The sequence below is a fragment of the Mycobacteroides sp. H003 genome (genome assembly GCF_001440135.1).
Taxonomy (GTDB): Bacteria; Actinomycetota; Actinomycetes; order Mycobacteriales; family Mycobacteriaceae; genus Mycobacterium; species Mycobacterium gwanakae.
On the sequence record NZ_LJYL01000013.1, the window covers coordinates 72,338 to 95,428 of the forward strand.

The window sequence follows — 23,091 nt, forward strand, 5'->3', positions numbered from 1 at the left end:
ATGTCGACTTTTGGTATCAGTTGCTCGCACTTTCTCGCCCCAACCCGACATTCGACCGGGAAACGTACAGGGTTGCCACCGCGCCCGCCTCATTGAGCGCCAGGTGGGTGAGCATGGGCGCCGCCACGCTCCCCGATCGCTCGCGTAGCCAGCCCAACAGCCAGCCGAACATGCCGGTGACCAGCACCGTTCCCAGGATGGAATCTCCCGCTGCGCGCGCGGGCCGGATATGAGCCAGCCCAAAGGCCACCGCCTGGACCACAGCACCCAGCCCGCGGCCGAAGGCCCCGATGGCCATGGGCTGCAGCACCCCGCGGAAGGCGAGTTCCTCCGACCACACCGTGCCCACCGGAATGTGCAGACCCAGCCAGGCCGCGGGATGCAGGCCGATATCCCGCTCCCGCATGGACGTGCGCACCGCTTTCAGCGCCGGAGAGGCACCGACGATGGCGGCGACCACTGAGGCGGCCACGCCACCGAGCCGCAGTCCGGCCGCCAGCGGATGTTGTCGAAGCCCCAGCGGGATGCCCGCGGCGGCGGCGAGCACCCAGCTGGCGCCCGCCCCGATCAGCGGGCGCCAGCGTTGCGGGAATCGTTCCAGGGCCGCCGGCCAAGCCACGAGCGCGATGGCGAGGATGAACACCCTGACGCGGGTGATCACGTATCGGGGCCGTCGAGCGACGCGGTGTCGACCAGAGCCCTCCGGATGCGTTCGGTGTCCTGCGGGGTCCAGCCGTCGGGCGGGGCAACCGCCGCCCAGCCGTTCACCGACGATATGCCGTAGTTGTGTCCGTGCCCATCGGGCACGGACACGGCGTTGGCCAGGTCTGCGGCGACCTGCCAGAAGGTGACGATGGGGTACCAGCGCATGGCGACAGACCGATCCCCTACCGGCGCCTCCCTGAGCCAATCCGGTTGGCTGAAAAGCAGATCCGTGGACCACCAGGTCACCGGGTCTGACGGATGCTGCACAAAGAGGACCCGAGGGTTCTGCCACGGCGGCCTGGCCAGTGCGTCGATATCGGGGCCTATCGCGAAACGCGCCGTGAATCCGCTGTCGTAGACCGGGAGCGCTTCCAACGTGCCCCGGTCGCGCTTGGACACCAACTCATTCCAGATCTGGCTGAAGTTGGGCGGACCGGTCCACAACACACCGTCGACGCCGGCCGCACGGATGTCGCCTAAGCCGTCGAACGCACCTTGTCCCGCAAACGATCCCAGGCTTTCGCCGTAGATGAGCAGCTTGGGGCGATGCCCCTGCGGCTGCTGCGCCCACCGTTTCTGAACGGTGTCGACCAAGAGCCTGCCCGAGGCCAGCGCCTTCTTCTTGTCTGCCAGGAACGAGATCCAACTGGGCAGGAAGGAGTACTGGGTGGCGACGATCGCGGTATCGCCGTTGTACATGAGCTCGATACCGCGCGCGGCGGCCGGCGTCACCCATCCGGTTCCGGTGGTGGGGACGATGATCAGCGCCTTGCGCTCGAAAGCCTTGGTGCGCTCCAGTTCCCGCACCAGGATGTCGGCGCGTTCCTCGGCGGTGTCGGCAGTCTCCAGACCCACGTACACCCTGATGGGTTCCTTGGCCTGGCGACCGTTCACCTTGGTCAGCTCATCGGCATGTAAACCACCGGAAACGAAGTTGCGCCCCTCGTAACCGAGGCTCTCCCACGAGGCCAGCGACGCCGGACTTCCCGAACGCTCCGGCTGCGTGGGCTGTTCCACCCCCGCACGGGTGGTGTCGTTATGCGGACCGAATGAGGCATTGGCAGCGGAGAAGAAGCCACGCACCAGCACACCGTTGAACAACATGATGGTCAGCACCGCGACGATGGCGGTACCGATGAGAAGGGACAACTCCTGACTCAGCCGCAGCCGCCGGATGAGGAACCGGGCCAGCAGCCGAACCAGGTCACGCAAGACTCGTGCCACCGAGATAAACAGTGCGCCAACGGCAATCGAGACGAGGAACGATTTTGAGTACTCAATTGTTGTCGGCCCTTGAGTCTCCATGAGCGCCGCGATCTGACGTTGCCAGCGGGCGGCGGGCACGATCATCGCCAGCGAGCACACTGCCGAGAGCAGCACCACCCCGAGCTTGGCGGTCACCATCACCCGATCACGTAGCGGCCACCACTTCTGGTGACGGAGCCAGAAACGCAGCACCAGTTTGGAGAGCACGACACCGATGCCGTAGCCGATGGCCGCGGTGGCTCCGCCAATGAGGCCCTGGAACAGCCAGGTACGCGGCATCAGCGACGGAGTAAGCGACAAGCAGAAGAACAAGGCGCCGAAGGCGATTCCGCTGAAGTCCAGCCGCAGCAGATTCCATGCCCAGGCCACCAAGGGGTGCCGGTCCTCGAGATGATCCTCTAACTCCTGGAACGCCAGCCAACTGCGGCCGATCCAATCATCGGGATCGACGGTGCTCGTCGTGACCGGGACTCCAGGAGTCTCGCTCATCCGAACAATCCGGGCAACACACCTTCATGGACTTCGCGCAGCTCGGCCAGCGTCACCGAGAACTGGCCCTGCACCTCAACGGAATCCGAACCCTGATCGACAACACCGATCCGCACCGCGGGCAGCTGCCGCGCCTCACACATCGCGACGAATCTGCTCTCCTCGGTACGCGGCACCGCGACCAGCACCCGCCCGGCAGACTCGGAGAACAACGCCACGAAGGGATCGGCCCCCTCGGGAAGCAAGATGCGGCAACCAGTTTCGCCGGCAAGCGACGACTCGATGACGGCCTGGATGAGCCCGCCCTCGGACAGGTCGTGAGCGGCGGACACCAGCCCGTCCCGCGACGCGGCGGTGAGAACCTGGGCAATCAGCTGCTCGCGGGCTAGGTCGACCTTCGGCGGGGTGCCACCCAGGTGATCGTGTGCCACCTGCGCCCAGATGGAACCGTCGAACTCGTCGGCGGTGTCGCCCAGCAGGATCAGCGTTTCTCCGGGTTCGGTGCCGAATCCCGTAGGGATACGCCGTTTTACGTCGTCAATAACGCCCAGTACCCCGACCACCGGAGTGGGCAGGATGGGGGTGGTGCCGGTCTGGTTGTAGAAGCTGACGTTGCCACCCGTGACCGGGATGCCCAGTTCCACACAGCCATCGGCGAGACCGCGGACCGCCTCGGAGAACTGCCACATGACGCCCGGGTCCTCCGGGGAGCCGAAGTTCAGGCAGTTGGTCACGGCGACGGGGGTCGCACCGGAGGCCGCCACATTGCGGTACGCCTCAGCGAGCGCCAAGCGGGCGCCGTTATAGGGATCGAGCACCGTGTACCGACCGGAAGCATCCGTGGCCAAGGCGATTCCACGCCCGGTCTGCTCGTCGACCCGGATCACGCCGGAGTCGGCATGCTCGGCGAGCACGGTGTTTCCGCGCACGTACCGGTCGTACTGCTCAGTGATGAAGGCACGGCTGCACAGGTGCGGGCTGCCGATCATGTCCAGCAGCGTCTGCCGCAGCTCCCCGGCTGTGGCCGGGCGCGCCAAACCTGCTGCAGTGTCTGCGATCAGCGCGTCCTGGGTGTCGGGCCGGGCCACCGGGCGCTGGTAGACGGGGCCCTCGTGAGCAACGGTCCGCGGCGGCACATCGACAACGGTCTCGCCGTGCCAGGTGATCCGCAGCCGGTCACCATCGGTCACCTCACCGATGACGGTGGCCAGCACATCCCACTTACGGCACACGGCCATGAAGGCATCTACGTTCTCCGGGGTCACCACCGCGCACATGCGCTCCTGAGACTCGCTGGAGAGCACCTCAGCCGGTGTCATTCCGGTCGCGCGCAGCGGCACCTTATCCAGATCGATGTGCATGCCGCCGTCCCCGGCCGAAGCCAGTTCCGATGTGGCGCAGGATAGTCCGGCACCACCGAGGTCCTGGATGCCGACCACCAGATGTGCCGCGTACAGCTCAAGGCAGCACTCGATGAGCACCTTCTCGGTGAACGGGTCGCCCACCTGCACGCTGGGGAGCTTCTTGCGAGAGGCACCGTCGGCCTCGTCACCGCCAAAGGTCTCCGAGGCCAGCACCGACACACCGCCGATACCGTCGAGACCGGTGCGTGCGCCGAACAGGATGATCTTGTTGCCGGTGCCGGAGGCGAAGGCCAGATGCAGATCTTCCTTGCGCAGCACGCCTGCACACAGCGCGTTCACCAACGGATTACCGGCATAGGAGGCATCGAACACCGTCTCACCGCCGATGTTGGGCAGCCCCAGCGAGTTCCCGTAGCCGCCGATACCGCGCACCACGCCATCGAAGACACGGCGGGTGTCGGGGGCATCGGCAGCACCGAAGCGCAGCTGATCCATGACGGCGATCGGCCGGGCGCCCATGGCCATGATGTCGCGAACAATGCCGCCCACACCCGTGGCAGCGCCCTGGTATGGCTCGACATATGACGGGTGGTTGTGCGACTCGACCTTGAAGGTGACCGCCCAGCCATCGCCGATGTCCACCACTCCGGCGTTCTCACCGATGCCGGCGAGCATCGCCGAGCGCATCTCCTCGGTGGTGGTCTGCCCGAAGTAGCGCAGGTGCACCTTGGAGGACTTGTACGAGCAGTGCTCGCTCCACATCACCGAATACATAGCCAGCTCGGCGTCCGTAGGACGGCGCCCGAGGATCTCGCGGATGCGGGCGTACTCGTCGTCCTTGAGCCCTAGTTCAGCGAAGGGCTGCGGGTGATCGGGGGTGGCTGTTGCGTTGTCGACCGTATCAACCCGTGAAGTCACGAACAGATTCTAACGTCGAACCCGACTTACCCTCGCTACATGCCATGCTGCCCGTACGGAGCGGCGATATCGGCAGGGTGGATAGGCCTGGCCGGATTCGCGATCATGCACAGAGCGCGCAGTTCTCCACGCTTTCCGACCAGGCCCGTCATACTTGGAAAGTGCTCCGTGCAGCTTTGCTGGTCGCAGTTGGGATCCTGACGGGTTCATCGCTGCTGGCGGCCGGCGGCTGTGCGGCAGGTCAGCCCGACCCGTCTCGCCCGATCGCCCAGGCGATCAACGGCCTGCCCGGTGTGGAGAGCACCAGTCACAGCTTCTCAATCGGCTGGTACGACACATTCACTGTGTACCTGGACGCCAACGTCCGGCCTGAGATCACGCCAGAACAGCTCACTGCGATCTGGGAGGTCTTCAGTCATCAGGTAGAGAAGGCCGGGGCCGGGCATGCACATGTCAACGTCAGGCTGACCATCAACGACTGCCCGTCCATCACCGCTCAGCCGGACCGTTACTGCGGTGGGATCTCCGAGACCACCGACATGGAAAGTGCCGAACCCGTGCCCAACTGGCAAGAGTGGCGGGCGCTCATCCGGGGGCACTACGGAAACGACATCCGCGTGAACACCAGCCATGTGAAGGGTCAGTCGCGCAAACAGATCACGGTGGCGTTAGCCCCATGGTCCGACGGGAAGCCGAGACAAGCCCGCGTACAAGACTTCTCGTCGCTCTTCCGCCGTGTTGCCACCGACTTCCCGGGCCTGCGCGAGGCAGCATGGACCGCTACCGCCGTCGGCGGACAGGCACAGGCGCCGGCACACGGAAACGATCTGGAACTCGGTACCTCGCGCGGATTGCCCACCGACGCCGAGTTCGGTCTCTGGGAAGCGCTCTCTGCCATTGCCCCGGTGAAGATGAACCTCGTCAGGGAGTCGGAGACCAGCGACGAGAAGTCATTGGTCACCGTCACGCTCCCGGGCAGCGGTGAGACCGCCTGGCGAAGTGCAGCACTGAGCCAGCTGATGCTGCTCAAGGCGTATCAGCATCGGGTCAAGTACGAGGCGACGTACGGCAAGGACACGCTATCGGTCGTTGTGGGCGGGTGCTCGCCAGAGTTCGATACCGGGTTCCCGTTGCAGAACGAGCTTCGCCAGTGGTTCGAGACCTGCTCCTAGTGATCTGCCCCGATCAACACCTTCAGCAGCTCGCGCCGGCGCAGCGCCAGGGCCGCCCAGATCAACAATCCGAAGCCGATCGCGAAGACGACCGGGAACCACGCCTCCTCGTGCATGTCGATGGTGACCGCACCACCCAGGTAGGCCGTCAGCCCGACGGCGCCGAGCACCGCGGTACGCGGGATGGCGAACACGACAGTGCACGCCAGCAGCACCCAGCCGATCAGCGCCGTCTGATACGGCGGGAAGCCCAGCGCCTCCGTCGCGGTACGCGCGAACTGCGCCCCGAAGATCTTTGGTACGGCGTCGGCCAACAGGAACAGCACGATGATCGCGGTCAGCGCGAGACCAATCTTCTCCGGTGGCGTCCGGGCCGCGAACGCGGCGTTAACACTCGACACAAAACTCTTGGTCTCGGCCATCACGGGTCCCTTCTCATATCGACCCTTCAACAGTATTGATGTCGACCGACAAGGGCACCGAGGCGCACCGAGACGCCATACTCCACCCCATGGGAATGTTCGGCCGGTGCGGCGGCGCGCTTGGCGTTCTGGTGCTCAGCGTCGCATCCTTGGTCGCCGGCTGCGATTTCACCGGCTCGCGGACAGCCGACCGTATCGATGACGCGCTGCGACCGCTCGCTGGGGTGTCGTCGGTGTCCCACACCGTGAGTCGCAACGGCGGCTTCGGGCCTACCAGCGTCACCTTCGACGTCTACGTCCGCGGCGAGGCGTCCGCCGATCAGCTCTCCGCACTGACGCACGTCTTCACGGATCAGATCCACGATTCCCGCGCGTTCCGGTCCTTAACTGCGACCCTCAACGTGAGGCGCTGGCCGGAGGGCCGTCACCTGGATTCCACGATGTATGTCGAACTGCAGCCGGCGACGGCTACCCCGGAGCCCCCGTGGCAGGACTGGCTGAAGCTCTCCCGGGGCGAATACGGATACGAGATCACGGGCTGGGCATCGCCGTCCACCTACGACCGACCCGCCGGCACCAGCCTCAATGTCACGTTGTTCGACGGCAAGGATCGGCGGCCGGACAATATCGGCGCCACCGAATTCGCCACGGCAGTGCGCAGGCTCGGCACCGACTTCCCCGGCTCCACCAGCGACTGGGTAATCACCAACTCCTTCATCTACTCCAACGATCCACCCAGCATCCGATCGGGCCACGGTCTGCCGACTGCGGCACAACTGGACTTGTGGGAGGCCCTGGACACCATCGCGCCCGTCCACGGCGCATTCAATCTGGGCCCGCTGCCAGGCAACCGCGATCAGCCGGACCGAAATCGAATCCGGCTCAACAAGCCGGCCGGCCGAAACGTGGATCGCATTGCGGAAGAACAGCTTCAGCTGATCAGAAAGTCGAAAACGGCGACCGCGTACACAATCGACGACGCCCAGATCACGGTCCGTCCCGGACGCTGCTCCGCGGGCGTGCGGGAGCCTCAGCCCAGGACTGCCCCCGATGTGAACCTGCAGAGCGCGCTGCGCGCTCAATTCGAAACCTGCCCGCGTTGACTTCTCGTAGGCTCGCACCATGACCGTCACGATCGTCGCCAAGAATCCCGTCGTCGCCGCTCTGGCCGCGGAGTGGACCGCGTTGGACGAGCTCGGCGCCACCTTGACCGATGAGCAATGGGCCGCTCCGTCGGTGCTGCCGGGGTGGACGGTCAAGGATGTCATCGCGCACGTGGTGGGTACCGAACGCCTGCTGTCCGGCGACCCGATCCCAAGCACTGATGAGGCCGTCGCCAATCTCCCACACGTGCACAATCCCGTCGGTGTCCTCAACGAACGGTGGCTGGCCTACTACCGCAAGCTGCCGCCCGTGGCGGTGCTGAACGACTTACGCAGCGTGACCAGCGCGCGCCTTGCCATCCTGGAGGGCCTGTCTCAGGAGCAGTTCAACGCTGAGACATCGACACCGGTGGGTCCGGAAAGCTACGGCCGGTTCATGCAGATCCGCGATTTCGACTGTTGGATGCACGAATTGGATGTGCGTGACAGCCTCGGGATGCCCGCACCGGCAGACCCGGTGGCAGCGACGCCGGCCCTCACCGAGCTGATCAACGCATTGCCGTTCCTGGTCGGAAAGCGAGCGGGTGCACCCCAAGGCAGCCGGATACGTTTCGTGCTCACCGGAATTGGTGCACAGAACATTGATATCGAAATCCCCGACCGGGCCCGCATCGTCTCGACGCTCTCCGGCGCGCCGCACGTGACGCTCACCGCGGACACCTGCGAGTTCGCCCGTCATCTGGGTGGGCGAGCCAGCGCGAGCCGCGACGGATTCGCCCTGGACGGTGATCCGGACCTAGGTTGGCACATCATCGCCAACCTGCGCTTCACGATGTAGCGGGCAGCTCCAGAAACGCTTGCAGCGCATCGGAGTACATCGGAACGTCGTGCGCACCCATCAGTTCACGCACCGAATGCATGGCCAGCGTGGCGGCACCGACGTCGACGGTGACGATGCCGGTGTGTGAGGCCGCGAACGGGCCAATGGTGGAGCCGCACTGCATATCCGCCCGATGTTCGTACTGCTGATATGGGACGCCGGCCCGCTCGCAGGCCAGCGCGAATGTCGCCGCACCCCGGCCATCGGTGGCATACCGAACGTTGGGATGAATCTTGATCACCGGCCCGGCATTGACGCCAATCTGATGACCCGGTTCGTGCCGATCCGGGTAGTTGGGGTGAGTGGCGTGCGCCATATCGGCCGAGACCATGAGCGAGGCGGCCGCACGCCGCAGGAAGTCCTCCCGGGTGCCGTTGCTGGACAGCACGATCCGTTCCAGAACTGTCGACAGTAGGTCCGAATGGGCGCCGTGACCGGACACCGAGCCGATCTCCTCATGGTCGAAGAGCGCAAGCACGATCGTCGAGCTGGACTCGGCGGCAAGGAACGCCTCCAGCCCGGCGTAGCAGCTGGCCTGATTGTCTAGACGCGGGGCACTGACCAGGCTCTCGTCGGGACCTATGAGCGCCGCGGCGGTCAGGTCGTGCGCCATGAGATCACGTCCGAGAACATCGGCCGCGGCGACCCCCAGCTGTCCGGCAATGAACTCGTCGAAGCTCTTCCCGCCGCTCCATACCGAATTCACATGCCACTGCGGGTCGATCACCCATTTCTTACGCTCCTCGGCGCTGACCATGTGAATCGCCAGATTCGGCACCCGCAGGATCGGCTGATCGATGCGAATCAGGGTGGACCGCACCGCATCTCCGTCACGAACCAGCACCCTTCCGGAGAGCCCCAGATCGCGGTCCAGCCAGGTCTGCACCCATGCCCCGCCATAGGGCTCCAGGGCAATCATGGGCCAACCCGCCTGCACGCGATCGGCGTTGGCCTTCACCCGGAGGTTCGGGCTATCGGTATGCGCCCCGATCACCCGGAAGGCCGCGTTGTCGTCTTCCATGTCGACACCGCGCCAGGCCACGATCGACCCCGACCGCACGGTGAAGTAGTCACCCGAGTGCCCCGGCCAACGCTGCGCCTCGAACAGCTCGGTGAAGCCTTCCTGACGGAGTCGCTGTGCCACCGTGTCCACCGCGTGAAACGGAGACGGTGAGGCGTCGATGAATTGGCACAGTCCTGATGCGGTCGCGGTCACGCTTCCCATGATGGCTGACTGGATTGGGTCTAGGGTCGAAGCGTGACCGATCCCGTGCCACAGCCTGTTCTGGAACCGCTGTCTTCGTCGGCCATTTTCCTGGTGGTGACTGTCGACGCGGGCGCCGAACAAGCAGTTCACGCTGCATTGCCCGACTTGTCCGGCCTGGCTAAGGCCATCGGATTCCGCGACCCGGCACGGCGATTGTCGCTGGTTACGGCAATCGGCTCGGATGCCTGGGACCGCCTCTTTTCCGGGCCGCGCCCCGCTCGGCTGTGGCCGTTTCAGGAGGTGCGTGGCGAGCGACACACCGCCCCATCGACACCTGGTGACATGCTGTTCCACATCCGTGCGAGCACTATGGACCGCTGCTTCGAGCTGGCCACGCGCATTACGGCCACGCTGGCCGGTGCCATCACCGTGGTGGACGAAGTACACGGCTTTCAGTACTTCGACAACCGGGACCTGCTGGGATTTGTCGACGGCACCGAGAATCCCGATGGTGAGGAAGCCGCGTCGGCAGCCCTCGTCGGCGCCGAGGATGCCGACTTCGCCGCGGGCAGCTACGTGCATATCCAGAAATACCTGCACGATATGGCCGCCTGGAGCGCGTTGCCGGTCGACGAGCAGGAGAAGGTGATCGGGCGTACCAAGCTCGACGACATCGAATTCGACGATGCCGTCAAACCCTCGAATTCACATGTGGCCCTGAATGTCATCGAGGACGACGAGGGCAACGAGCTGCAGATCCTGCGGCGCAACATGCCGTTCGGCGAGCTGGGGAAGGCCGAGTTCGGGACGTACTACATCGCTTACTCACGCACCCCGGATGTCACGGAACGCATGCTGCACAACATGTTTGTCGGGGATCCCCCGGGGAACACCGACCGCATCCTGGACTTCTCGACCGCGGTCACCGGCGGGCTGTTCTTCGCACCGTCCGCGGACTTCCTCGACGCTCCCCCACCGCTGCCTAACCAGGTAGCCGCGAAATCCACTGAGTACCAAGGGTCCCTATCCATCGGCAGCCTGAAAGGAACGTCGGCATGAACAACCTGTATCGCGAACTCGCCCCGATCACGGATGAGGCGTGGGCAGAGATCGAGACCGAGGCCACCCGCACCTTCAAACGCCATATCGCCGGACGCCGGGTGGTCGATGTCAGTGAGCCGGGCGGCCCCTCCAGCGCGGCGGTGAGCACCGGCCACCTGTTGGACGTGGCCGCACCCGCCGACGGCGTCCAGGCGCATCTGCGCGAGAGTAAACCGCTTGTACGACTGCGTGTTCCGTTCACCATCAGCCGCTCGGCCGTCGACGACGTGGAGCGCGGCTCCCAGGACTCCGACTGGGATCCGGTCAAGGTGGCGGCCAAAAAGCTGGCGTTCGCCGAGGACCGCGCCATCTTCGAGGGATATCCCGCCGCCTCGATCGTCGGCATCCGTGAGTCGAGCTCGAATCCCGAACTCAAGCTCCCCGAAGATGTCCGCGAGTACCCCGACATCGTTGCTCAGGCGCTGTCGGAATTGCGTCTGGCCGGTGTCGACGGCCCGTACTCGGTGCTGCTGTCGGCTGAGGAGTACACAAAGGTCAGCGAGGCCTCCGATCGCGGCTACCCGATCCGCGAGCATCTCCGCCGGTTGGTCACCGGGGAAATCCTCTGGGCGCCGGCGATCGATGGCGCGTTCGTGCTGAGCTGCCGCGGCGGCGACTTCGATCTGCAGCTGGGCACCGATGTCACCATCGGCTACCTGTCCCATGACGCCGACAGCGTGCAGCTGTACCTTCAGGAGACCCTGACGTTCCTGGCTTACACCGCCGAGGCCTCGGTCGCACTGCTGCCCTAGACGAGCCCCGGCTCTAACACACTCGTGTATGCCCACCTTTGTGCGACAAAGCAATTCGTTATCGTCCCCGTCGCTCAAAGGTGTGCAGCGGGAAGATCACACGGCCTGGAGTTTCCCGATCGCCGAGTGCACGACCCGGTCGAGCCTCGCCCGCCCCTCACCCGCATCCCACGCGAAGGATCGCACGACAACCAGCAGTCCACGAACTCGAACCCACGTCATCAGCTGGCCGGGAATCTCTTGGTCCATGTCGGCGGGCCGCATCAGCGCCGTGACCGACGGATACGGCGCGGTGTTCGGGCCGGGCGCGGACGAAACCTGCACCGAAACGGTGCCCATCTCCAAGGTGTTCAACCCCTGCGCCGGCACGATGGACTTCGCCCACGCGATCATGTCGACCCCGGGGTTCTCTTTGCCGTAAAGGACATCGATCGATTCTGTACAGTGCGACAACGCTCGCAGACGAACCAGAAAGTTGACCTTGGCGCCATTCGCATCACCAGCCTGGTGACACAACTGGTCACCACTACTGGTCGCACCGGCGAGATCGTCCTTCTCCACCTTCCAGTCTGCCGGGATGGCGTCGTCCGGAAGCAGGGAAATCAACTCAGAGCTTGGTTTGTCGGCCAATGCGCTGTCGGCATTCGCCGTCCCGGCGAATCCGAGAATCGCGATCACAATCGATACGACGAGCACCGCGCTCCGCCGCGTAGCCCTGGCTGCCTGACCCATAGACATGCTCCCTCCTCAGTTGACGGGAGCATAACTGTAAGAAGGGATAATTGCGCAATTGTCCAGTAGATACGCAGATAAACGCTGGTTTGAGCTTTGCCATCTATCGCCGCTCCACCGCCATGCACGATCGAGCACCGTGACAATGAACCACCGGGTCAGACAGTGCCAAACAGCCGTCACGCCGGACCGTCAGCAACGCCTACCGGCGAAGGAAATTAGGCGCTGAGCACGGCGTCGAGCGCCGAGTAAAAAATGCCGAGCCCGTCATCGCTCGGGCCGGTCAGCGGCTCGGTCGCATGCTCCGGGTGCGGCATGAGCCCCACCACGCGGCCATTGGCCGAGGAAATCCCCGCGATATCGCGCATCGACCCGTTGGGGTTCTCGCGGTAGCGGAAGACCACCCGGCCTTCGCCCTCCAACTCGTCGAGCACCTCATCGGAGGCCACGTACCGGCCTTCACCGGACTTCAGTGGCACCAGGATGTCGGCACCCTTGTCGTACCGAGACGACCACGCCGTGTTGTTGGCGTCGACGCCCAGCCACACGTCGCGGCATACGAAGTGCAATCCGGCGTTACGTGTCAATGCACCAGGCAGCAGGCCTGCTTCGCACAGCACCTGGAAACCATTGCAGATACCCAGGATTGGCAGGCCTTGTGCGGCGGCATCAACCACGGAACGCATCACGGGGGCGAACCGCGCGATGGCCCCGGCACGCAGGTAATCGCCGTAGGAAAAGCCACCGGGCACGATCACCGCATCGACGGACTTCAGGTCGGCATCGTCGTGCCACAACGAGACCGCCTCGGCACCGGAGAGCCCGGCCGCACGGGCTGCGTCGACGTCATCGAGGGTGCCGGGGAACGTGATGACACCGATGCGTGGGGTCATTCGGACTCCCGCACGATTTCCCAGTCCTCGATGACGGTGTTGGCGAGCAGCGCCTCGGCGATCGACTCGAGATCGGCGTCACCGATTTCGCCCTCGAACTCCAACTCAAAGCGCTTGCCCTGCCGGACGTCTGCCACACCGGCATAGCCAAGGCGGGCGAGTGCGCCCACGATCGCTTGCCCCTGCGGGTCCAGGATCTCGGGTTTCGGCATGACGTTTACGACGACTCGGGCCACGGCCTGACTTTACCGTGTGGGCCCGGACACATCCCGCCTAGACTCCCTTCATGCAGCTGACCCACTTCGGGCATTCGTGCCTGCTGGCAGAATTTCCGTCTGAAAATGGGAGCACGACCCTGCTGTTTGATCCGGGCAACTTCTCGCACGGATTCGAGGGCATCACCGGCCTGTCGGCCATCCTGATCACACATCAGCATCCCGACCATGTGGACCTGGCACGGCTACCCGCGCTGGTCTACGCCAACCCGGGGGCCGCGCTGTACGCCGACCCAATGACGGCGGCGCAGCTGGGCGAGCCGTGGCAAGCGGTGCATGCCGGTGATAGCTTCACCGTCGCGGATCTGAGTGTGCGTGGGGTGGGTGGGCAGCACGCGGTCATCCATCCGGAGATCCCACTCATCGACAACACCTCGTATCTGATCGGCGACGCCGGCCATCCCGCGCGGCTCATGCACCCGGGCGACGCGCTCTTCACTCCCGGCGAGGAGGTCGACGTGCTGGCGCTGCCGGCGGCGGCGCCGTGGATGAAGGTGTCCGAGGCCATCGAATACCTGCGCGCGGTCAACCCTGCTCGGGCGGTGCCGATCCACCAGGGCATCTTGCAGGAGGCCGCATACCCGTTCTTCTACACGCGGTTTCGCGAGATGTCTGACGCCGACTTCCAGGTGCTGCCGCACGAGGACGCGGTGGTGTTCTAGCCCCTTCAGCGCCGAAACCGAGGTTGTGGCGGGATCGTCTCGCACATTTTCGCCAGAACCCCGGTTTCGATGAGCACCCTAGCCGATATCCTCGGCGGCGCCCCGGCCCGCGGCCCGTCCGCTGAAGATGCAGCCGCCCAGGAACGTGCCCTCCAAGGCGCGATATCCGTGCACACCGCCGCCGCCGAACCCGGCGACCTCTCCAGCCGCATACAGGCCCTCGAAGCAACTTCCGTCGGCCCGCAACACCCGCGAATCCAGATCAGTCTCCAAGCCGCCCAACGTCTTTCGGGTCAAGATATGCAACTTGACGGCGATCAACGGACCCGCCTTGGGGTCGGTGAGGCGGTGCGGAGCCACCACCCGGACAATCCGATCGGCGAGATACCCACGCGCGGCGCGGATGGCGGCTATCTGCGGGTCCTTGCCGAACGGGTTGGCCACCTCACGATCGCGTGCCGTTACCTGCTGAGCGATCGTCGCGTAGTCCAGCGGGGTGACGTCCGGCAGCGCGTTCATCTTGGCTACCAGATCGGGCAGATTCGTGGCACTGACGAAGTCGACGCCCTTATCGACGAACGCCTGCACCGGCGCCGGCGCGCCGGCCTTGCCACGCCGGAGCACCCCCCGCACATCCTTGCCCGTGAGGTCGGGATTCTGCTCTTGCCCCGACAGTGCGAACTCCTTGGCGATAATCCGCGCATTCAGGATGAACCACGAGTAGTCGTGCCCGCTACGGCAGATGTGCTCCAACGTGCCCAAGGTGTCGAATCCGGGGAACAAGGGCGCTGGAATTCGAGATCCATTGGCGTCCAACCAGAGTGATGAGGGACCGGGAAGGATGCGAATCCCGTGACCCGGCCAGACCGGGTCGTAGTTGGTGATGCCCTCGGTGTAATGCCACATGCGGTCACGGTTGATCAGGTGGGCACCCGCACCAACCGAGATCCCGAGCATGCGCCCATCGACATGCGCGGGCACGCCGGTCAACAGCTGCTCCGGAACACGTCCCATCCGCTCGGGCCAGTTGGCCCGCACGAGATCGTGGTTGGCCCCGATGCCGCCACTGGTCACGATGACGGCTTGCGCACGGAACTCAAACTCTCCCACTGCTGTTCGCGAGGAAGCGATACCCCTCGCGTCGGTGGAAGGCTCCAGCACGGTGCCGCGGACACCCACGGCGGCGCCTTGTTCGACGATCAGCTCATCGACCTGGTGGCGGTAGGCGAGGCGCACTTGCCCCCGGTCCACAGCGGCGAGCACGCGCCGGGCGAAGATCTCCACCAGGCCGGGCCCGGTGCCCCAGGTGATATGGAATCGCGGAACCGAGTTGCCCGGCCCCAGCGCGTCCTTACCGCCGCGTTCGGCCCACGCCACCACGGGAAATGTTTGTAACCCCCTGGCGCGCAGCCAACTTCGCTTCTCGCCTGCGGCGAAGTCGACATACGCGTGTGCCCATTGACGAGGCCAGTGGTCCTCCGGCCGATCGAAGCCGGCGGTACCGAGCCAATCCTGCAAAGCCAGCTCGTGGGAGTCCTTGATGCCCAGGCGACGCTGTTCAGGACTGTTGACGAAGAACAGGCCTCCGAACGACCAGTACGCCTGCCCGCCCAGATTGGCGGCGTTCTCCTGCTCGACGATGACGACATTCTTGCCGCGGTCCACCAACTCACAGGTCGCCACCAATCCGGCAAGACCTGCGCCGACGACGATGACATCGGAACTCGCGTCACTCACCGGTTCACCGTAGCGGGGTCGATTGACGATTAAAAGGTCCAACTACCTTGCGGTGAAAGCACAAAGCCATGTCCCGCGCGTCGGGGCAGCACATGCGGCATGCCGTTGAAGCTTCCGTCGAAATCGCAGTTCGAGGCGATCGCCACGATTCCCGAGTAAGAGACTGGGCAAACTGTAGCGACTAGGCCACGCTGTGCAATACCTGCTTGGGCGACCATTCGTAAACGCCCGGAACCGAGCCGTGCAGCAGCGAGAGGTCGATGGCGTCGATCATGGCTTGCCGCGGACCGGGCTTACGAAGGTGCTTGGCCGAGATGGCCACACGCACCACACCGTCGCGGCGCGCGGTCCGCGCGGCCGAGAGCACCAGCATCCGGCACCACCAGGGCTCGGAGAGGAATCCCTCGCCGATACCCAGCACCCGAGCCCGCACCGAGGTGCCATGGACCAGGTCGGTGATCTCGGAAAGTCCGATATTCAGACGGAAACCGTTGCGCGGCAGCATTTCCACTGCGCCGGCCGAGGCCATCCACCCCGGTGCCGCGAACAGGCGCGTACGCAGGCCGGTCTGCTCCATCACACGGTCGGCAGCCATCAAACGCAGGTTGGCCTCGTGTGCGGGCAACGCGGCGAACTCATCGCGACGCTTCTTGGTGGCCGCCTGGTCGTATCCGTGCAGGACGATGGCATCGCCCCGCGACCGGCGTGCGGCCAGCCAGTCGACCGTCGGCTGGTCCTCCACGAGGCGGTACTTGCCCTTCAAGCGCGGGGACACGAGGAACGACAGCGGAATCGACCGCTTATCCATTTCCTCAGTAAATACAGCGATCTCGTCGAGAGTGCGATCGCAGATTCCCGACACCGATACCAGCAGCTGTCCTGCCATGCCGCCAGTGTGGCAACTCCAGATGTACGCAAGGTGTCAGACACCCCGCATCGAAAAGAACGCTCCGGCGCGCTACCCCAGCTCCTTCTCGATGGCCGCGATCACCTCGGGAGCATCCGGCACCGTCGTCGGCCGAAACCGGTTGACCACCGAACCGTCCCGCGCGATCAAGAACTTCTCGAAGTTCCACTGCACGTCCCCGGCCGTGCCTTCGGCATCAGCGGTCTTGGTGAGCTCGGCGTACAGCGGATGCCGGCTCTCACCGTTGACATCAGTCTTCTCCAGCAGCGGGAAGCTCACCCCGTAGGTGGTGGAGCAGAACGTCTGAATCTCCTCCGCCGTCCCGGGCTCCTGCCCCATGAATTGGTTACACGGCACGCCCAGCACTGTCAGGCCACGGTCGGCGTAATCGGTGGCCAGCTTTTCCAGAGCCGCGTACTGCGGGGTGAGGCCACATTTGGACGCGACGTTGACGACCAGCACGGCGTTATCACCGAAATCGGCAAGTGACAGCTCTGCGCCGTCGAGTGCGGTCAACGGAATGGAGGCGAGATCGGACATGCTCACCACGTTACCGGTGTTGCGATGGTTGACTGTTCGCACATTACGCAACGTTGCGGGAGGTCATATGAGCGAGGAGGACGAGTTCTCCTCAGGTCGCAGTGCCCTGCGGATCGCCTCGGTGGCGGCGCTGGGCGGACTGCTCTTCGGGTACGACAGCGCGGTCATCAACGGCGCCGTACAGGCGATCCAGGACGAGTTCGCCATCCGGGATGCGGAGCTGGGATTCGCGGTCGCGTCCGCGCTCCTCGGGGCCGCTGTCGGTGCCATGACGGCCGGCCGCGTGGCCGACAGGATCGGGCGGGTGGCGGTCATGAAGATCGCCGCCGCGCTGTTCCTGCTGAGCGCGGTCGGCGCCGGGCTGTCCACCAACATCGAATTGCTCGTCATCTTTCGCGTGATCGGCGGAGTGGGGGTGGGTGTCGCCTCGCTGATCGCACCGGCCTACATCGCAGAGACCTCACCGTCGAACATCCGTGGCCGGTTGGGTTCTCTACAACAACTGGCAATCGTCACCGGCATCTTCCTGTCCCTCACCGTTGACTGGCTGCTGGCGCATATCGCGGGTGGATCGCGCAGTGAATTGTGGTTGGGCCTCCCGGCATGGCGCTGGATGTTTCTCGCGATGGCGCTGCCGGCGCTCGTCTACGGCGCGCTGGCCTTCACCATCCCCGAGTCACCTCGTTATCTCGTTGCCACCCACAGAATTCCCGAGGCACGCACGGTGCTGACGAGGCTGCTCGGGGAGAAGAACCTGGACATCACGATCACCCGAATCCAGGAAACTCTCGACCAGAGCACCGCGCCCTCGTGGCGTGATCTACGCAAGCCCACCGGTGGTCTGTACGGCATCGTGTGGGTTGGTGTGGCGCTGGCGGTATTTCAGCAGCTAGTAGGGATCAACGTGATCTTCTATTACTCGAATGTGCTGTGGCAGGCCGTCGGATTCGGCGAGAGCTCGTCCTTCACCATCACGGTTATCACCTCCATCACGAACATCGCCACAACGCTGGTGGCCATCGCGTTGATCGACCGGGTGGGCCGCAAGCCCTTGCTGCTCATTGGTTCGGCCGGGATGGCCGTGACGCTCAGCACGATGGCAATCGTCTTCAGTTCGGCCACCGTCCTGGACGGCAAGCCGCACCTGGGACCCGTCGCCGGACCCGTCGCGTTGGTGGCTGCCAACCTGTTTGTCGTGGCGTTCGGAATGTCCTGGGGCCCGGTGGTGTGGGTGCTGCTCGGCGAGATCTTCCCCAACCGAATCCGGGCGGCGGCCATGGGAGTGGCCACGGCCGGAAACTGGGCTGCCAACTGGCTGGTGACCGTCAGCTTCCCCGCGCTGCGCGACTCGTTGGGAATCGCCTACGGGTTCTACGCGATCTGCGCGGTGGTGTCGCTGGTATTCGTGGCGCGCTGGGTGAACGAAACCAAGGGCCGGACACTGGAAGACATGGATTCGGCCATCATCTGAACAGCTGGCCGGACCGCACCGCGGCGACCACTCCTCCGTCGACCAAAAGATCGGTCCCGGTGATGTACGACGCCTCGGTACCGAGCAGGAAGGCCGCTGCCGCGGCAATATCGTCGGGCGTGCCGATCCGTCTGGTCGCCGATCCGTCGATCATGGCCTTGGTGACGGCACCGGTCTCCGAGGCGAGTTCCTGGTGTCCCATCTTGGTGGACACCACCCCCGGGCTGATCGAGTTGAGTCGGGCGTCGCGCGCACCCCATTGCCGGGCAAGTGCTCGCACGCGAATATGGTTGGCGCGCTTCGATAACTGGTAGGCAACCGCGGGATACTCGATGCTCTGAACGTACGGTAGCGCGAGCAGATCCTCAGCGCCGGTGCTCGCCAGTTCCCGCTCCTGCTCGGCCGAGAGTTCCATGGGCATATGGCCGGCCATGCTGGCGATCACCACACCCGCGCCGCCGGAGGACACGACGTTGCCGAACTCCTCCAGAACCAGGGCCACCCCCACCAGGTCGACGGCCAGAATGGCTTGTGCCGGGGCCTGCGCCGGAGAGAGACCGGCGGTGTGCGCCACCTGGGTGACCCGCCCAAGCTCTGCGGCGACGGCGGCGAGCCCGGATACCGACTCGCGCAAGGAAACGTCAACGCGGTGCCCGATGACGTTGTGTCCATCGGCCTTCAGCTCGTCGACGACCGCTCGCAGTGCCTGCTCGTTGTAGTCCGCGATCACCAGGGTCTTACCGATGCCCTGGCGGCGGGCGATGACCTTGCCCATCCCACCAGCGCCGGTGACAACGACGACTTCGTCGGACAACCGACTACTCCTTCACGGCACCAAGAACATCGAGTACCCAGGCGAGCTGAAATGCGCTTTCTTTCCAGCGCTCGTAGCGTCCACTGATACCGCCGTGCCCGGCCGTCATCTCGGTGCGCATCAAGATGGGACGATCGCCTGTAGTCGTGTGCCGCAGCTCGGCAACCCATTTGGCCGGTTCGACGTACAGCACCCGCGAATCATGCAGTGACGTCATCGCGAGAATGGTCGGATACTCGGCGGCACGAATGTTCTCGTATGGCGAGTACGACTTGATGTAGTCGTAGACATCCTTGTCTTCCAGGGGATTTCCCCACTCGTCCCATTCGGTAACGGTGAGCGGCAGCGTCGGGTCACAGATGGTGGTGACCGGATCCACGAAGGGCACTTGCGCCAGCACCCCGGCGAACAGTTCGGGCGCCAGGTTCACGGCGGCACCCACCAACAGACCGCCCGCGCTCCCGCCCCACGCCGCGAGCCTGTCCGGCAACGCAATTCCAGCATCAACGAGATGTCGTGCTGCCGCTACGAAGTCGGTGAAGCTGTGCTTCTTGTGCAGCATCTTGCCGTCCTCGTACCAGAGGCGGCCCATCTCACCGCCACCGCGCACGTGGGCGATGACGAACACCACTCCCCTGTCCAGCAGCGAGAGGCGTCCAATGCTGAACTGCGGGTCCTCGCACATCTCGTAGGCGCCATACCCGTAGAGGATGGTCGGCGCCGGTTCACGAGTGTCCGTGCGATGAACCACCGACAGCGGTATCCGGGTGCCGTCCTGGGCAACCGCCCATTCCCGTCGCTCCACATAGTCGTCCCGGCGATAACCGCCGAGAACGGGTTGTTCCTTGAGCAGCGTGCGTTCCCCGGTGTGTACGTCGAGGTCGTACACCCGCGTCGGTGTGATGAAGGATGTGCAACCCACACGCAGCAGCGGTGAGTTCCATTCGGGGTTGTCGCCCAGACCGGACAGCATGAGCTCCGAGTCGAACTCGACCTCCTGCGGCGCACCGTATCCGTCGGCCTCAATCGGCCATACCTGGATGCGTGGCAGCGCTTCTCGGCGATAGCCGATCACGAAACGCTCGGCGAAGGCTTCCACACCGTCCAGGCGCACATCGTCACGATGGGCGATCAGGGTGCGGGCCAGTGCCGGGTCGGCTGGTCCGTCGGCGACCGCGGCGCACGGTAGGTCAGCGAGCGCGAAGTTCACCGCCCCGTCGTTATGCAGGATCAGGAGCCGATCCTCACCGCCGACCACAACGTGATCGACGGTGTATTCGATACCGGTGCGGCGCAGCCAGACTGGAGAGAAGATGGTCGCGGGGTCTTCGGCGTCGCCGATCAGGATCTCGGACGTCACCGACGAGTGCACGCTGATGGCGACAAAGCGGTCACTACGGGTACGGCCCACGCCGATCCAGAAACGCTCGTCCGGCTCGGAGAACACCTCGACGGGCTCCGTATCACTACCCAAGGTGTACCTGCGAATAGCGTAGGGCCGGAACGCTTCATCGATCACCGGGTAATACAGGGTGCGACTGTCCATCGCCCAGGTTGCGCCGGCACCGATGTCGGTGATCTCGTCCGGGTACATCTGCCCGGTCCGCAGATCCTTGAAGCGCAGGGTGTACATCTCGTGGCCGACGACGTCGACCGAGTAGGCCAACGTGTTCCCGTCGGGGCTGACGGTCGCAGCTCCCAGGGAGAAGAAGTCGTGCCCCTCGGCTTCCACGTTGCCATCGAGCAGGATCTGCTCGCCAGGAACATCGTGATCCAGCGCCGGAGGCCGCCAGCTGTCGATTCCGACGGATTCGCCTATCGGACAACGACAATGAGTACCGTACTGCTTGCCCTCGAAGCTTCGGGCGTAGTACCACCACTGCCCCATCCGAGTGGGAATCGAGAGATCCGTCTCCTTGGTGCGGGACTTGATCTCGCCGAAGATGCTGTTGCGCAGGCCTTCTAGGTGGCCAAGCTGGTCATCGACGTAGGCGTTCTCTGCCTCCAGGTGCGCGATGACCTCTGGGCTCTCCTTCGCGCGCATCCATTCGTACGGATCGACGAAGGTATCCCCGTGGTACTCGCGCAGGGTGTCGATGCGGTTCGCGGTGGGCGGGCGTACGGGCCCGCTCACGCCGACGGGCCGATCCAATCAGCGAAGCTGAGCCCCGAGATGCGTTCATATGCCTCGATGTACCGCTCGCGGGTGGCTACCGCCACCGCCTCAGGCAATGGCGGCGGCGGCGTATCCGACGCGCGATCCCATCCCGATTCGGGACCGGTGAGCCAGTTGCGCACGAACTGCTTGTCGAAGCTGTCCTGCACCACACCCGCCTTGTAGTTGGCCGCGTCCCAGTACCTGGACGAGTCGGGGGTGAACACCTCATCGGCCAGCACCAGGGTGCCTTCGATATCGACACCGAACTCGAATTTTGTGTCGGCCAAGATGATTCCCTTGTGCAGGGCATGTGCTGCGGCCCTGGTGTAGATCTTGATCGTCTCGTCGCGCAGTTGGTTGGCACGCACGCCGCCGACAAGATCCACCACGGCGGCGAAATCGACATTCATATCGTGCTCTCCGATGTCGGCCTTCGTCGCCGGGGTGAACAACGGCGGATCCAGTCGACTGGCCTCACCAAGCCCCTGTGGCAGCACGTGACCGCACACCGCACCGGTGCGCTGGTAGTCCAGCAGTCCGGACCCGGTGAGGTATCCACGTGCCACACACTCCACCGGGAGCATGTCGAGCCGGCGCACCAGCAGCGCCCGGCCCAGCACCTCCTCGGGTATGCGCGGGTCATCGGGCGGTCCGGCCAGATGGTTCGGCACGGTCAGCAGCCCGAAGAAGAAGACGCTCATCGCGGTGAGGATGCGCCCCTTGTCCGGTATCGGCGTGTCCAGGACGAAATCGAACGCGGAAATTCGGTCGGTAGCGACGAACAGCAGGTGCTCGCCGTCGACTCGGTACAGCTCACGGACCTTTCCGCTGGCCACATGCTGGTAATCGGACAGCGGAGGACGCATCGTGCCATCCTACGATTCATGCGATTCCTGCCCTACTCGACCCGACCGGGACGGTTGCTCGGCCAGTTGTTCAGCGATGTAGCGGTCGCGATCTGGAGCACGATCTGGGTGTTCGTCGGGCTTGCTGTGCACGCCGCGGTGTCGACGATCGCCGAGGTAGGCCGGCAGGTGAAGGATGGCGCCGATGGTATTTCGGACAACCTGAACTCCGCCGGCGACAGCGCACACCGGATCCCCTTGGTGGGCGACAAGGTGGGCGGACCGTTACGTGCGGCCAGCGAGGCGGCCGCCGATTTGGCCGGGGCCGGCCACAACCTGGACACCACTGCGACCTGGCTGGCGATCGTTTTGGCGATCGCCGTCGCCGCGCCTCCCATTCTGGCGTTCGCAGGGCCGTGGATCTTTTTGCGGATCAGGTTCTTTCGCCGCAAGCTGGTCGCGGTACAGCTGGCGGCCACCCCCGCCGGTGAACAGCTGCTGGCCCTGCGGGCACTCGCCAACCGGCCGCTGAAGAAGCTGGCGGTGGTCACGCCCGATCCGGTGGCGGCCTGGCGCGCTCAGGACACCGCGTCGATGCGGGGCCTGGCGGCCATCGAATTGAGGGCCTCGGGTATCAGCACACCGAAAACCTGGCGCACCTCCTAGCCGATCACGGCG

The 23,091-nt window shown here is 64.8% G+C and carries 21 protein-coding genes and 1 pseudogene; 8 read left to right on the forward strand and 14 right to left on the reverse strand.

Translation table 11 applies throughout. The annotated features are described in order from the left end of the window. Nucleotides 1-16 precede the first annotated feature (16 nt). From AOT87_RS10330 to purL, 3 genes are read right to left on the reverse strand one after another with little or no spacing between them, the layout of a single operon-like run. On the reverse strand, nt 17-658 hold the full coding sequence (locus AOT87_RS10330) for a CPBP family intramembrane glutamic endopeptidase (RefSeq protein ID WP_057969429.1): 642 nt from the start codon (nt 656-658) through the stop codon (nt 17-19). Continuing rightward, complete coding sequence (locus tag AOT87_RS10335) at nt 658-2,460, reverse strand: alpha/beta-hydrolase family protein (protein WP_081343287.1); 1,803 nt, start codon at nt 2,458-2,460, stop codon at nt 658-660. Before AOT87_RS10335 ends, AOT87_RS10330 begins: the two co-directional genes overlap by 1 nt. Beyond that, complete coding sequence (gene purL, locus AOT87_RS10340; protein WP_057969350.1) at nt 2,457-4,742, reverse strand: phosphoribosylformylglycinamidine synthase subunit PurL; 2,286 nt, start codon at nt 4,740-4,742, stop codon at nt 2,457-2,459. The genes AOT87_RS10335 and purL overlap by 4 nt, the downstream gene beginning before the upstream one ends. A gap of 125 nt (nt 4,743-4,867) precedes the next feature. Here purL and AOT87_RS10345 point away from each other — a divergent pair. Then, a pseudogene (locus AOT87_RS10345) lies at nt 4,868-5,914 on the forward strand (hypothetical protein); the annotation flags it as partial. Here the strand turns inward: AOT87_RS10345 and AOT87_RS10350 are convergent. Continuing rightward, nucleotides 5,911-6,339, reverse strand: coding sequence for a DoxX family protein (locus tag AOT87_RS10350; protein WP_030094214.1), 429 nt, complete (start codon nt 6,337-6,339; stop codon nt 5,911-5,913). The pseudogene AOT87_RS10345 and the gene AOT87_RS10350 overlap by 4 nt on opposite strands. Nucleotides 6,340-6,425: 86 nt before the next feature. Here AOT87_RS10350 and AOT87_RS10355 point away from each other — a divergent pair, with 86 nt between their 5' ends. Next, nucleotides 6,426-7,439: a hypothetical protein gene (locus AOT87_RS10355; RefSeq protein ID WP_057969426.1), complete on the forward strand. Its 1,014-nt coding sequence runs from the start codon at nt 6,426-6,428 to the stop codon at nt 7,437-7,439. A 19-nt stretch (nt 7,440-7,458) separates the two neighbouring features. Further along, a complete protein-coding gene (locus AOT87_RS10360; protein ID WP_057969349.1) occupies nt 7,459-8,277 on the forward strand; it encodes a maleylpyruvate isomerase family mycothiol-dependent enzyme in 819 nt (272 codons plus the stop codon). Here AOT87_RS10360 and AOT87_RS10365 read toward each other — a convergent pair. Continuing rightward, nucleotides 8,267-9,535, reverse strand: coding sequence for a M18 family aminopeptidase (locus AOT87_RS10365; RefSeq protein WP_057969425.1), 1,269 nt, complete (start codon nt 9,533-9,535; stop codon nt 8,267-8,269). The genes AOT87_RS10360 and AOT87_RS10365 overlap by 11 nt on opposite strands. A 42-nt stretch (nt 9,536-9,577) precedes the next feature. Between AOT87_RS10365 and AOT87_RS10370 the strand changes: the two genes are divergently transcribed. Together AOT87_RS10370 and AOT87_RS10375 are read left to right on the forward strand one after the other, a co-directional pair. Next, nucleotides 9,578-10,585, forward strand: a complete 1,008-nt coding sequence (locus AOT87_RS10370; RefSeq protein ID WP_057969348.1) for a Dyp-type peroxidase — start codon at nt 9,578-9,580, stop codon at nt 10,583-10,585. Then, nucleotides 10,582-11,379, forward strand: coding sequence for a family 1 encapsulin nanocompartment shell protein (locus AOT87_RS10375; RefSeq protein ID WP_057969347.1), 798 nt, complete (start codon nt 10,582-10,584; stop codon nt 11,377-11,379). Before AOT87_RS10370 ends, AOT87_RS10375 begins: the two co-directional genes overlap by 4 nt. A 96-nt stretch (nt 11,380-11,475) precedes the next feature. Here AOT87_RS10375 and AOT87_RS10380 read toward each other — a convergent pair whose 3' ends face one another. The 3 genes from AOT87_RS10380 to purS all read right to left on the reverse strand — a co-directional run bounded on the left by AOT87_RS10380 (nt 11,476) and on the right by purS (nt 13,240). After that, a complete protein-coding gene (locus AOT87_RS10380; protein ID WP_131727284.1) occupies nt 11,476-12,117 on the reverse strand; it encodes a hypothetical protein in 642 nt (213 codons plus the stop codon). A gap of 212 nt (nt 12,118-12,329) precedes the next feature. Further along, complete coding sequence (gene purQ, locus AOT87_RS10385; RefSeq protein ID WP_057966747.1) at nt 12,330-13,004, reverse strand: phosphoribosylformylglycinamidine synthase subunit PurQ; 675 nt, start codon at nt 13,002-13,004, stop codon at nt 12,330-12,332. Continuing rightward, entirely contained in the window at nt 13,001-13,240 is a 240-nt protein-coding gene (gene purS, locus AOT87_RS10390) for a phosphoribosylformylglycinamidine synthase subunit PurS (RefSeq protein ID WP_030094207.1), read from the reverse strand. Before purS ends, purQ begins: the two co-directional genes overlap by 4 nt. A gap of 50 nt (nt 13,241-13,290) precedes the next feature. Between purS and AOT87_RS10395 the strand changes: the two genes are divergently transcribed. Further along, nucleotides 13,291-13,941 (forward strand): MBL fold metallo-hydrolase, encoded by a 651-nt coding sequence (locus AOT87_RS10395; protein WP_057966748.1) that lies wholly within the window; start codon nt 13,291-13,293, stop codon nt 13,939-13,941. A 78-nt stretch (nt 13,942-14,019) separates the two neighbouring features. Here the strand turns inward: AOT87_RS10395 and AOT87_RS10400 are convergent, their stop codons facing one another. The 3 genes from AOT87_RS10400 to AOT87_RS10410 form a co-directional block, all read right to left on the reverse strand. Then, nucleotides 14,020-15,678, reverse strand: a complete 1,659-nt coding sequence (locus AOT87_RS10400) for an FAD-binding dehydrogenase (protein ID WP_057966749.1) — start codon at nt 15,676-15,678, stop codon at nt 14,020-14,022. Between the two features lie 181 nt (nt 15,679-15,859). Beyond that, nucleotides 15,860-16,564 (reverse strand): DUF2334 domain-containing protein, encoded by a 705-nt coding sequence (locus tag AOT87_RS10405; RefSeq protein ID WP_057966750.1) that lies wholly within the window; start codon nt 16,562-16,564, stop codon nt 15,860-15,862. A gap of 72 nt (nt 16,565-16,636) precedes the next feature. After that, nucleotides 16,637-17,125, reverse strand: coding sequence for a glutathione peroxidase (locus AOT87_RS10410; protein ID WP_057966772.1), 489 nt, complete (start codon nt 17,123-17,125; stop codon nt 16,637-16,639). A 67-nt stretch (nt 17,126-17,192) separates the two neighbouring features. Here AOT87_RS10410 and AOT87_RS10415 point away from each other — a divergent pair, with 67 nt between their 5' ends. Beyond that, nucleotides 17,193-18,596 carry a sugar porter family MFS transporter gene (locus AOT87_RS10415; protein WP_057966751.1) on the forward strand — a complete coding sequence of 468 codons (1,404 nt, stop codon included), beginning with the start codon at nt 17,193-17,195 and terminating at the stop codon, nt 18,594-18,596. Here AOT87_RS10415 and AOT87_RS10420 read toward each other — a convergent pair. The 3 genes from AOT87_RS10420 to AOT87_RS10430 are packed head-to-tail and all read right to left on the reverse strand — an operon-like array spanning nt 18,589 to nt 22,434. Further along, nucleotides 18,589-19,410, reverse strand: a complete 822-nt coding sequence (locus AOT87_RS10420; protein WP_057966752.1) for an SDR family oxidoreductase — start codon at nt 19,408-19,410, stop codon at nt 18,589-18,591. The genes AOT87_RS10415 and AOT87_RS10420 overlap by 8 nt on opposite strands. 4 nt (nt 19,411-19,414) lie before the next feature. Continuing rightward, nucleotides 19,415-21,544 (reverse strand): S9 family peptidase, encoded by a 2,130-nt coding sequence (locus AOT87_RS10425; protein WP_057966753.1) that lies wholly within the window; start codon nt 21,542-21,544, stop codon nt 19,415-19,417. After that, the gene (locus AOT87_RS10430) at nt 21,541-22,434 is read right to left on the reverse strand and encodes a phosphoribosylaminoimidazolesuccinocarboxamide synthase (RefSeq protein ID WP_057966754.1); all 894 of its coding nucleotides are present in this window, start codon (nt 22,432-22,434) and stop codon (nt 21,541-21,543) included. Before AOT87_RS10430 ends, AOT87_RS10425 begins: the two co-directional genes overlap by 4 nt. A gap of 18 nt (nt 22,435-22,452) precedes the next feature. Between AOT87_RS10430 and AOT87_RS10435 the strand changes: the two genes are divergently transcribed. After that, nucleotides 22,453-23,079 carry a hypothetical protein gene (locus AOT87_RS10435; RefSeq protein ID WP_057966755.1) on the forward strand — a complete coding sequence of 209 codons (627 nt, stop codon included), beginning with the start codon at nt 22,453-22,455 and terminating at the stop codon, nt 23,077-23,079. Nucleotides 23,080-23,091 lie beyond the last annotated feature (12 nt).